This window comes from Vibrio frigidus (assembly GCF_042465995.1).
In the GTDB taxonomy this organism is placed as follows: domain Bacteria; phylum Pseudomonadota; class Gammaproteobacteria; order Enterobacterales; family Vibrionaceae; genus Vibrio.
This window is the reverse complement of sequence record NZ_JBCDMC010000004.1, coordinates 41,218-53,095: the sequence shown is the minus strand read 5'-3', so window position 1 is coordinate 53,095 and position 11,878 is coordinate 41,218. Positions and strand designations below refer to the sequence as shown.

At 41.4% G+C, this 11,878-nt stretch carries 9 protein-coding genes; 2 read left to right on the top strand and 7 right to left on the bottom strand.

Translation table 11 applies throughout. The features are described from left to right. Window positions 1-192: 192 nt before the first annotated feature. The 3 genes from clpX to tig form a co-directional block, all read right to left on the bottom strand. A complete protein-coding gene (gene clpX / locus AACW90_RS07900; RefSeq protein WP_390232972.1) occupies window positions 193-1,476 on the bottom strand; it encodes an ATP-dependent protease ATP-binding subunit ClpX in 1,284 nt (427 codons plus the stop codon). 99 nt (window positions 1,477-1,575) lie between these two features. Then, window positions 1,576-2,202: an ATP-dependent Clp endopeptidase proteolytic subunit ClpP gene (gene clpP, locus AACW90_RS07895; RefSeq protein WP_195702606.1), complete on the bottom strand. Its 627-nt coding sequence runs from the start codon at window positions 2,200-2,202 to the stop codon at window positions 1,576-1,578. Between the two features lie 274 nt (window positions 2,203-2,476). Further along, window positions 2,477-3,781 (bottom strand): trigger factor, encoded by a 1,305-nt coding sequence (gene tig, locus AACW90_RS07890; RefSeq protein WP_275135909.1) that lies wholly within the window; start codon window positions 3,779-3,781, stop codon window positions 2,477-2,479. A 516-nt stretch (window positions 3,782-4,297) separates the two neighbouring features. On the opposite strand from tig, the gene AACW90_RS07885 reads away from it, so the two are divergent. Next, window positions 4,298-6,100 carry a sensor histidine kinase gene (locus AACW90_RS07885; protein WP_390232969.1) on the top strand — a complete coding sequence of 601 codons (1,803 nt, stop codon included), beginning with the start codon at window positions 4,298-4,300 and terminating at the stop codon, window positions 6,098-6,100. 14 nt (window positions 6,101-6,114) lie between these two features. Continuing rightward, the gene (locus AACW90_RS07880; RefSeq protein WP_390232967.1) at window positions 6,115-7,458 is read left to right on the top strand and encodes a sigma-54-dependent transcriptional regulator; all 1,344 of its coding nucleotides are present in this window, start codon (window positions 6,115-6,117) and stop codon (window positions 7,456-7,458) included. Window positions 7,459-7,515: 57 nt separating this feature from the next. On the opposite strand, the gene AACW90_RS07875 is transcribed toward AACW90_RS07880, so the two are convergent. From AACW90_RS07875 to AACW90_RS07860, 4 genes are all read right to left on the bottom strand, one after another. After that, a complete protein-coding gene (locus tag AACW90_RS07875) occupies window positions 7,516-8,877 on the bottom strand; it encodes a TRAP transporter large permease (RefSeq protein ID WP_390232965.1) in 1,362 nt (453 codons plus the stop codon). 3 nt (window positions 8,878-8,880) lie between these two features. Further along, the gene (locus AACW90_RS07870) at window positions 8,881-9,519 is read right to left on the bottom strand and encodes a TRAP transporter small permease (protein ID WP_195702601.1); all 639 of its coding nucleotides are present in this window, start codon (window positions 9,517-9,519) and stop codon (window positions 8,881-8,883) included. A gap of 65 nt (window positions 9,520-9,584) precedes the next feature. Continuing rightward, window positions 9,585-10,580 carry a TRAP transporter substrate-binding protein gene (locus AACW90_RS07865; protein WP_195702600.1) on the bottom strand — a complete coding sequence of 332 codons (996 nt, stop codon included), beginning with the start codon at window positions 10,578-10,580 and terminating at the stop codon, window positions 9,585-9,587. A gap of 252 nt (window positions 10,581-10,832) precedes the next feature. Beyond that, window positions 10,833-11,738 carry a LysR substrate-binding domain-containing protein gene (locus AACW90_RS07860; RefSeq protein WP_390232962.1) on the bottom strand — a complete coding sequence of 302 codons (906 nt, stop codon included), beginning with the start codon at window positions 11,736-11,738 and terminating at the stop codon, window positions 10,833-10,835. Between the last annotated feature and the right edge of the window lie 140 nt (window positions 11,739-11,878).

Sequence of the window (11,878 nt, the reverse complement as noted above, 5' to 3'; positions counted from 1 at the left end):
TTTTCTCTCTATCCGTTTTTCTTATGAAAAGTATATGGGGTCTAATTGATTGGATTCAACAAGTGATCAAAAAAAAGAGGCATTTTAAAGGCTTCGGGCGATTAAAATGACGTTTTATATAAAAAATGGGTAAAAAAAGGGAGATACAACGTATCTCCCTTTTTAAATTTTAATGCAAGTAAATCGTGATACTTATGACTCAGCACCGGCCGCTTGATTCTCTTTTCCGTCATAGATAAGCAAAGGCTCAGATTCACCGTTAATAACCGATTCATCTATTACAACTTTACTTACATCTGTAGACGATGGCAGCTCATACATTGTCTCAAGCAATACACCTTCAAGAATAGAGCGTAGACCACGTGCACCTGTCTTACGTTCCATCGCTTTTTTAGCAATCGCTTTAAGCGCATCTTCACGAAATTCAAGTTCTGTGTTTTCAATCTCAAATAGTGCAGCGTATTGCTTAGTAAGCGCATTCTTAGGCACACACAAAATTTGAATCAACGCCTCTTCATCAAGCTCAGTAAGCGTCGTAGTCACTGGTAAACGACCTATGAATTCTGGAATTAAACCGTACTTAACTAGATCTTCCGGTTCAACTTGTTTAAACAATTCACCGACCGTTTTAGTCTCATCTTTTGAACGAACTTCAGCGCCAAAACCAATACCTGAACCCGTTGAAACACGTTGTTCGATTACTTTATCAAGGCCTGAAAACGCACCACCACAAATAAACAGAATCTTAGAGGTATCTACCTGCAAAAACTCTTGTTGTGGGTGCTTACGTCCCCCTTGAGGAGGAACGGAAGCAACGGTACCTTCAACCAGCTTTAGAAGTGCTTGTTGAACACCTTCACCAGAAACATCACGTGTAATTGACGGGTTCTCAGCTTTACGAGAAATCTTGTCGATCTCGTCGATATAAACGATTCCACGCTCTGCTTTAGCAACATCGTAGTCACATTTCTGTAACAGCTTCTGAATGATATTTTCAACATCTTCACCAACATAACCAGCTTCGGTTAGTGTTGTTGCATCAGCCATAGTAAACGGAACGTCTAGGAAACGAGCAAGCGTTTCTGCTAGCAATGTTTTACCGCTACCTGTCGGGCCGATAAGCAAGATGTTACTTTTACCCAATTCCACACCTTCTGCTGTGGTATCGCCATTACGTAAACGTTTGTAGTGATTATAGACCGCAACTGCTAACACTTTCTTAGCGTAATCTTGACCAATTACATAATCGTCAAGGTGTTCACGGATATTGCGCGGAGTCGGTAGTGCTTCTGACTCTTTCTTCGGCAGAACATCTTTAATCTCTTCACGAATGATATCGTTACATAAGTCGACACATTCATCACAGACGTAAACCGAAGGACCTGCAATTAGCTTGCGAACTTCGTGCTGGCTCTTACCGCAGAAAGAGCAATACAGTAATTTTCCGCCGCTGCTCTCTTTGCTTTTATCTGTCATTCGCTAACCTCTTAGCCTTTACCTTATAGATTGAGTGTATATCAAATCTCATCGATTTTCTTGTAAAACATAAGTCTACTAATTGTAGGTACTTAAGTTCTATTCGCCTCGATGATTGAGTACCGCATCCACTAATCCGTATTCAACCGCCTGATCCGCAGACATAAAGTTGTCACGGTCAGTATCATTTTCAACCACTTCAAGGGGTTGACCTGTATGTTCAGCAAGTAACTTATTCAGCTTTTGCTTAATTGTTAGGATTTCTTGTGCGTGAATCTGAATGTCTGATGCTTGACCTTGGAAGCCGCCAAGTGGTTGGTGAATCATCACTCGAGAGTTAGGCAAACAGTAACGCTTACCTTGTGCCCCACCGGCGAGTAAGAAGGCACCCATAGAGCATGCTTGCCCCATACATACTGTACTAATGTTTGGCTTAATGAACTGCATTGTGTCGTAAATAGACATGCCTGCTGTAACACTACCCCCTGGCGAATTGATATATAGAAATATATCTTTATCTGGATTTTCCGACTCTAGGAACAATAGCTGAGCCACAACGAGATTCGCCATATGGTCTTCAACTTGACCCGTAAGGAAAATCACTCGTTCTTTAAGTAGACGAGAATAGATGTCATAAGAACGCTCACCACGGGAAGTTTGCTCAACAACCATTGGAACAAGTGCATCAATAATCGGAGACATTACATTTTTTTCTTGGTAGCTCATTTGATATCCCTAAAAAATTACCGCTTTATATAAATATCTAAATCAATATTAGAGAATAAACAAGAATAAATTAACTATTCTTAAGTGATTGATTGACAATTGTACGTTTTCGCATGTTTTCTGTTACAGAATGATAACAATGCAACTTAGTCACTCGCAAAAATACTTATATAAAATAGTAAAAATATGGTCCGAATGAATGCACAAACGGACCACAATTAATTACTTAGAAGCGAACATCTCACAACATTGCTTCTACCAAACAGACCTAAAATTAAGCAGGTTGTTGTTGGTTCATTAGTTCGTTGAAGCTTGTCTCTTTATCAGAAACCTGAGCTTTAGCGATGATAGCATCAATAGCTTGCTCTTCTAGAGCAACGTTACGCATGTTGTTCATCATCTCTTCATTTTGCTCGTAGTAAGAAACAACTTCTGTTGGATCTTCGTACGCCGTCGCCATTTCAGAGATAAGTGCTTTCACTTTTTCATCGTCAGCTTTTAGTTCTTCAGCTTTGATTACTTCACCAAGAAGAAGACCAACCACTACGCGACGCTTAGCTTGTTCTTCGAACAATTCACGAGGAAGTTGCTCAGCGGCTTCTGGGTTACCACCAAAACGCTGTGCGGCTTGCTTACGTAAAACACCAATCTCTTGGTCAACAACAGCAGTAGGAACATCAATGTTGTTTTCTTTTACTAGGCCATCAATCGCTTGTTCTTTGATTTTGTTTTTGATTGCTTGCTTAAGCTCACGTTCCATATTTTTGCGAACTTCGGCTTTAAGTGCATCAACACCACCTTCAGAAACACCAAACTTAGCAACAAATTCGTCGTTGATTTCAGGTAAATCCTGAGTTTCAACTTTGTTCACTTTGATTTGGAACTTAGCTTGCTTACCTTTTAGGTTTTCAGCGTGATAATCTTCTGGGAAAGCAACGTCAATTTCAAACTCAGTACCTTTGACTTTACCCATAATTCCATCTTCAAAACCTGGAATCATACGACCCTGGCCCATTTCTAGAGGGAAGTTATCTGCTTTTCCGCCTTCAAACTCTTCACCGTCGATAGAACCAATGAAATCGATAGTCGCACGAGAACCTTCCTCTGCAGCGGTATCAACTTCTGTCCACGAAGCTTGTTGCTTACGTAGAGTTTCAATCATTTCATCAACATCAGAGTCGTTAACGTCCACGGTTGGTTTTTCAACAACAATGTTCTCTAGGCCCTTAAGTTCTACTTCAGGGTAGACTTCGAAAGTCGCAGTAAATACCAGATCTTTTCCTGCTTCATTCTCAACAGGAGCAAAAGTAGGTGCGCCCGCTGGGTTGATTTTCTCTTTTACGATAGCTTCGATGAAATGGCGTTGCATAACTTCACCCATAGCATCTTGACGTACAGCTTTACCGTACATTTTTGCAACCATCTTCATAGGCACTTTGCCTTTACGAAAACCATCGAAACGACGATTTTTAGCGATGTTGCGAAGTTCCGCTGTTACTGCATCTTCGATGTTTGCAGCAGGAACAGTAATATTTAGACGGCGCTCTAGGCCTTCAAGAGTTTCAACAGTAGCTTGCATTATATATAAACCTCAAAACTAACTCAGATTACTGAGTATTTTAGCCACCAACCGTCTTTAGGTTATGACCATATCCGTGTGTCGTACTTCATTGAAGTACAGATTTAAATCGAGAATTGATGCAAAACACACTCGTAAGTATTCACTCACGAAAGAGATGCATCGGACTAATTAGCGATATCTTTTCTCACACTCTGACGAGTCAAAATAACGAGCAAGGTATCTCCGATTAGTCTCAGAACCAAAATTTTAGACGCGACATTCTAGCGATATGACGAATAGCTGTCGAGAGAAGTTCTGAATTCTCACTAGAAGTTGACGACAAATCGGCAAATTTACAACTTATTTTACCATGTCGCATCAGAAATGGGGACAATAACTGTTTTTTCAATAGAGAGAGATGATTTTTTTCCTAAAATGACTAAAAAGAGATCTTTGTCTTGTTTTAACCCCTTAAATTGGTAAGTTTTCTGGGAGCCTTTAACCTAGAACTAATTGTTCATTAGGTAAACTTAGATGGTTAAACCAAGACGCATATCCTCAATTATTATTATTTTGTATTTACTTACCATCTTAATTGGAGGCAAGGCGTACTGGCATACCGCTTACGAAGACCAAAATGAAGAAAATTTGATTCAATTAAATCGCTTTACGAGTCAGTTATCTAGCCAGCTCGACAAATACGCCTATATTCCTCAGTTATTATCAAAAGATAGCGAGTTGATCGATGCATTAACCAGCCCTCAAAACGGTGCGCAGATAGATATTACCAACCGATACCTACAGAATGTGAATGCGATTATTGGTGCGTCTGATACCTACCTTTTAGATAAAGATGGTACAACTATCGCCTCAAACAATTGGCATACAGACACATCTTTCGTCGGCAGAAATTTTGCTTTTCGCCCCTACTTCCAACAGGCTATCAACGGTCAGAGAGGGCAATATTTTGCCCTTGGTTCCACATCAGGAAAACGGGGATTCTATTACTCATATCCTATTGTTTTCGCAGCAGAACGACTAGGCGTTGTCGTAGTAAAAACAGACCTCAGCGATATAGAAGAAAACTGGTCCAGCGACAACAGTTACTTTATTGCGACCGACCCTAACGGCGTCATATTTATGTCGAGCAATGAAAAATGGCTCTATCGAAGCCTGTTCTCTATCTCTGACACCCTGAAAGCCGAGATTGCAGATGATCGTCGCTACCTTGATAAACAGATAGAAAGTCTTGGGTTCTCTACAGATCATCCAACGCAAATGGGTGAAATTAGAAAAAACACATCGGTCTTTTTTAGTCATCAGTATCTTAGTGCTAAACAACCCCTAAATTCCCAAGAGTTGGAAATCAGAGTACTGGCTCCAACCCTTCTTCTTTTTTGGCAACTATTCGATTTCTTCATGATAACCACGTTAGTTTATGCGCTAGTTTTTGTGATCTGGCTGCTGATTCGAAATCGGCAAATTAAACAGCGTCAAATTGCCCAAATAGAAATGGAAGCAAAGCAAAAATTGGAGTTTCAGGTTATGGAGCGTACTGCTGAACTTCAAATGGAAATTGACGAAAGAGAAAAGACCGAAGTTATGTTGATGCAAACACAGGAAGAGCTTATTCAGGCTGCTAAGCTAGCCGTTTTAGGCCAAATGTCTGCCAGTATCAGTCATGAACTGAACAACCCCTTAGCCGCCATCAGGAGCTTCGCGGAGAACGGCAAACGCTTTTTAGATAGAGGCCAACCAGAAAGAACAACGGATAACCTCACCCGAATTTCCGCATTGACGGATAGAATGGCGAATATTAGCCAACAGTTAAAATCATTCGCGCGGAAAACATCCAGCAATGAGCTTGTTGTTGCTCAAATATATCCCATTATTATTTCTTCTATGGAGTTAGTAAAACCCCAATATAGAGCACATCAAATCCAGCTCGCTACTCATATCGAAAACGAAAAACTGGTTGGTAAGGTTAATTTGATCCATCTAGAGCAAGTGTTGATTAACTTAATGACCAACGCCATGGATGAGTTAACCAACGCAGAAACAAGGAAGGTTGAAATAACGCTTTGCGAAACAGAGACAGAAATACTTATCCATATTGATGATTCAGGCCGAGGACTAAAAATAAAAGACCAACAACATCTTTTCGAACCTTTCTACACAACAAAGAAGAATGGGTTAGGCTTAGGTTTATCTATCTCTTTGCAAATAATGCAGACTATGGGTGGCGATCTCTGTTCCGGTGTCGCAGAGCTAGGAGGTGCAAGATTCACAATTACTCTAAAAAAGTCAATATCGAAGAATAAGCAGAGCTTGCTGTAAATGAGGACATAACCATGTACGACGTATTTTTCATTGATGATGAACCCGATATGAGACTTGCCCATGAGCAAAGCTTTGAACTAGAGGATATTTCTGCTCAGTTTTTCCCCGATGCTGAGTCGGCATTAATCGCAGCCAAAAACGATGGTTTACCTTATGTCGTGGTTACCGATATCTGTTTGCCAGGCATTTCGGGTCAAGCGCTACTGAACAGTTTTAAAAGCCAAGACACTGACTTACCTGTAATCTTAATCACAGGTCACGGAGATATATCGATGGCCGTACAGTCGATGCATGACGGCGCATATGATTTTATTGAGAAACCTTTTTCAAACGATAGACTGATAGACACGGTTAAAAGAGCCATCGATAAACGCCAACTTACGGAAGAGAACAAACAGCTAAAACAGGCATTAAAAGCGAATAAAACATTAGGACCTCGTATTATTGGTGAGGCCGACAGCGTCCAAAACCTTAGGAAGACCATCACCCATGTGGCAGATACCAACGCAGACATATTGTTGTTTGGAGAAACCGGTACGGGTAAAGAGTTAGTCGCCCGGTCTTTGCATGAACAGAGCAGCCGCCGGAAAAACAACTTTGTCGCGGTAAACTGTGGAGCGGTACCAGAGAATTTAATCGAGAGTGAGCTCTACGGACATGAAAAGGGAGCCTTTACCGGAGCGGAAAGCAAGCGTATCGGTAAGTTTGAATTTGCCCAAGGTGGCACACTGTTTTTGGATGAGATCGAATCCATGCCTATGCAGGCACAGATAAAGTTACTTAGGGTCCTTCAAGAAAGAAACATCGAACGTGTCGGTTCTAATCAGATGATACCTCTCGATATTCGAGTGATTGCCGCAACGAAAATCGATCTAAAACAAGCGGCTATCAAAGGGATATTTAGACAAGATCTTTACTATCGCCTAAACGTCGTCACTTTGGACTTGCCCCCTCTTCGAGAAAGAAAGGAAGACATTCCTGCTCTATTCCACCACTTTTTATTGGTCGCGGCGGCTCGCTATAAAAAAGCAGCGACCACACTGCCTCAAACAGAGCTTCAGACGTTGCTATCTCATGGTTGGCCGGGCAATGTAAGAGAGCTTCGAAACGCAGCAGAGCGATTTGTTTTACTCGGTAAGTTAGTACAACTTGATCAGGATTCAGACAATGCACCCACCGCGTCGAGTCTTGCCGAACAGGTCTCTGAATTTGAGCGTTCCGCCATAGAACATGCACTGATTGAATCGGGAGGCAGTATCAAAGATACGATGGAAATTCTAAACCTTGCCCGCAAGACACTATATGACAAAATGCAGCGTTATGAGTTGGACAAAGATAACTATAAGTTAAATTAAAAAAATGCAGCGCCAGAGCGCTGCATTTTGATTCTATAGAACTAAATTGACACATTACTATTTAATAATAATCTCAGGGCCCATCAGGGATGTCGGTAACCACGTTGATACCCATGGTACGTACGTTACGATGATCAAGAACAAAAACATAACGCCGACCCATGGTAACGCGGCTTTCACAACGCCTAACATCGACATCTTCGCTACCCCCGCAGTAACAAAGAGGTTGAGGCCTACGGGTGGCGTTATCATCCCTATCTCCATATTCACCACCATAATGATACCAAGATGAATAGGATCAATACCTAATGCGATAGCTATTGGGAAAACTAAAGGTGCCACGATAATCAACAACCCTGATGGCTCCATAAACTGGCCACCAATCAGTAACAAGACATTGACCACAATTAAGAAGGTGATCGGTCCTAGACCCGCCGATAGCATGGATTCTGTAATCATTTGTGGAATGCGTTCTTCAGTCAAAACATGTTTTAATATCAAGGCATTAGCAATGATAAATAGCAACATAATGGTTAACTTACCAGCGTCATATAATGTTGCGTGGGTATCTTTGTGTACAAACGCTTGGAAGATTTTGATGAACCAAGGTTTCTTATTCTCCTTGTCCGCAAAAGGCCCCATATCTTTGTAGATAAAATTAGCGATTAAGAAAGCGTATACCGCCGCGACAGCCGCCGCTTCGGTAGGCGTAAATATGCCGCCATAAATACCACCTAAAATGATGACAATAAGTAATAAACCCCAACTTGCATCTTTGGCGGCTTTAAATGCTTCAGACCAACCAACAAACGGTTGCTTAGGTAAATTTTTAACACGAGCTGTAATGTAAATGGCAATGATAAGCATCAGACCAGCAAGCAAACCAGGTACTACGCCAGCTAAAAACATACGTCCTACAGAGACATCCGTTGCTGCCGCATAGACCACCATCACGATTGAAGGCGGAATTAAGATGCCTAGCGTCCCTGCATTACAAATAACACCTGCCGCAAATTCCTTACTGTATCCATTTTTCACCATACCGGCGATGACGATACTCCCAATGGCAACTACCGTAGCGGGAGATGACCCCGACAGCGCCGCGAACATCATGCAGGCCACAACAGATGCGATGGCAAGGCCACCACGGAACCAACCTACCATCGCAATAGCAAATCGAATAATTCGACGCGCAACGCCACCGGTAGACATGAAACTCGACGCAAGAATAAAGAATGGAATAGCTAAAAGGGTGTAATGTCCTGCAAAAGCGTTAAACAATGTTTGAGCAACCGACGCAAGAGAAGCATCTGAATGAATCATCAAGAAAAACATGCTCGCTAAACCAAGAGAAATAGCGATTGGAACGCCAACAAGCATGAAAGCGATAACCATTATAAATAGAAATAGAATTGCCATAATTTACCCCTCCTTCTCGTCATTTTTAAGAACGTCAGCTTTTAATGCTTCGAGGTTTTCTTCTGCCTCATGGCTGGCAATCAATCTATCCAGATCACCCACTATAATTTTATAGGCGGCTTGAAGAAATCTTGCAGTAAGCGTTGCCATACTGATTGGTAGTACTGCATAGGGTATAAATCGAGGCAGCTTTTCGTAGCGCTCACCTTCGTTGAGAAGGTCCGCTAAAAATTGCAACATTTCTGGCATAGGAATGTCATCCGTTTCATACCACGCACGTTCAGAAATAAACGGATACCAGTAATTCCAAGAACCAATGAGCAGCATGACCGAAAAACAGAGACAAAGAGACACAGCGATAATCGCATATACCTTTTGTAGTCCCTTTGGTGCCATGTTAATCACAACATCTACACCGATATGAAAGTGCCTTTTTACACCGTAAGAAGCACCAACTAACACCATCCATGCAAACATAAATACTGTTAATTCAAGAGCCCATAAAATGTTGTCGTTCAGTGCATAACGAAATACAACATTGGTGAAAGTCAGCAAGGTCATTATTCCAAGGAAACCAGCGATTAAGGTTTCTTCAAGGAGGTCGGTTGCCCTTTCTACTTTAGAAAAAAACGTCCGTATCATGAGGATTCTCCGCTATCATTATTATTGTAAATTGCATGGGTAGATTCCTACCCATGCTTTGCGGATTACTTATTTGATGCCAAGGCAGCATCGATTAACTCAGAACCAATATCTTTTTCATATTTGCTCCAAACGGGTTTAAGTGCATCAACCCAAGCTTGACGCTGCTCAGAGGATAACGTTCGCACTACTCCACCTGCATCGATGATGTTTTGCTTATTGGTTGCATTCACTTTACTTGACTCAGAGTTACGAGTATCGGTTACTTCCATTACGATCTTGCTTAATTGATCACGAACATCTGCAGGTAATTCATCCCAGAAATTATTCGACGTTACCACTAGGTAATCTAGAATACCGTGGTTGGTTTCGGTCACACCATCTTGTACTTCAAAGAACTTCTTACCATAGATGTTTGACCACGTATTCTCTTGCCCATCGATAACTTTAGTTTGCAAGCCGCCGTACACTTCTTTGAACGACATTTTCTGCGGATTAGCACCCAATTGCTCAAACTGTGCAACTAGAACATCAGAAGCTTGTACACGAAATTTGAGCCCTTCAGCATCCGACGGAAGCATCAATGGCTTATTCGCAGACATTTGTTTCATACCGTTGTGCCAGAATGCAAGACCTTTAAGGCCGCGTCGTTTCATCGCATTTTTAAGCTTGTCACCGGATTCAGAGTTTTGGAAACGGTCTACGGCATCTACATCTTCAAAAAGGAAAGGAAGGTCGAAAATACGATATTTCTTAGTAATTTTCTCAAATTTTGATAAAGATGGAGCGGCCATTTGAACATCACCATTTAACAAGGCTTCTAGTACTTTGTCATCATCATACAAAGTAGAGTTAGGGAACACTTGCATACAAGCTTTTCCATTCATCTCTTCATTTACGCGTGTCTCTAGTAAAGAAGCAGCGATACCTTTAGGGTGTTTATCTGTATTGGTCACGTGGCTAAACTTGATGACGATTTCACCAGGATCACAGTTAGCAGCAGCATTGAAACTCGTTAAGGCAAGTGCAGACACAGACAGTAGGGTAAGTGGCTTGATCATTTTTATTCTCCATATGATTTAAACAGGCCCATCTTTGGGCTCTGCATGGACTACATAAGGCAATAAGCAAGCCAACTATTAACAATAATTTTACATCCCTTGCCGCACGGGCTCTATTGCCGCTTTATCAATGTATTGTGTTATAGCAGGAGTTATCGAGGGAGTCTAAATGGGTGGGAATTGACACATAGAAAGAGTACAAATGTGTCATTTATTACATACTGGTAACATATAAATGAGCGCTTTCAAATTTCAGCTCACAAATTCTTCTCTTTTCAATTCTGATAGCTTTTCTATAAACCAATTGAGCGCTTTTCCTGTGTTATCTTTGCGCCATCCTATTCCTAAATTATTGCTTCGATTCGTTAGCGGAGACGTATCTAAAACAACAAGTTCACCTGAATCTAGTTCTTTTTTTATTCTAAACAAAGGTAAATACCCCACACCTAGCCCTAAAAGATGCAGTGTGATTTTTTTGTCTACTGTTGGGACGGTGAGTCTTCGTTGGCCTTCAAAGATACCCGAAGATTTTGCAGGTAGGTTCTTAGAGCTGTCAGAAACGACTATCGAAGGGTACTGTTTTACTTCTTCTATTGTGATCGGCTGGCGTAACGCCGTCAAAGGATGATCGCTGGCCACAGCGAAAACAAAGTCGATTTTACCTATTCCTAAACATTGATATTTGATGGTATCAATGTCTAAGGGTGTACCTATCGCTAGATCAACGCGCCCGGAATCTAGCGCATCAAAAGTGCCACCAAATACCTCTTCTATCAGTTTTATCTCTACTTGGGGATGAAGTTTTTGAAATTCACCTATTAGTGCATAGATAAGCTGACAGTTAATAATATTGTCAACGCAGATCCTGAGTTCTGGCTCCCACCCACTTTCAGCTTGGATAACCAGTTTCGATAGATTATCTGTTGCCTGCAATATAGATCGCCCATGCTTCAGTAACAATTGCCCCGTCACTGTGAACTCGGCTTTTCTTTTGCTTCGATCAAATATGACGACACTAAGATCCTCTTCCAGTTTCTTTACGGTATAAGAGACCGCCGATGGTACTCGGTAAAGTTCTTCAGCGGCGGCAGCGAAACTTTCCTTTCTATCTATCGCATCTAAAATACGCAGTGCATCTAGGGTAATAGGATTGGTCATGATTAAATAATTTTCACTCTCTAGAGTTAGCTAAAGGGGCGTTTTCCAAGGTGCATTGTTATCTACAATATCATTACAGCATTAAAAAGAAACCGCCAATCAATTTGACGTTGATTGGCGGTTAAACAAAGCTAGGTTTC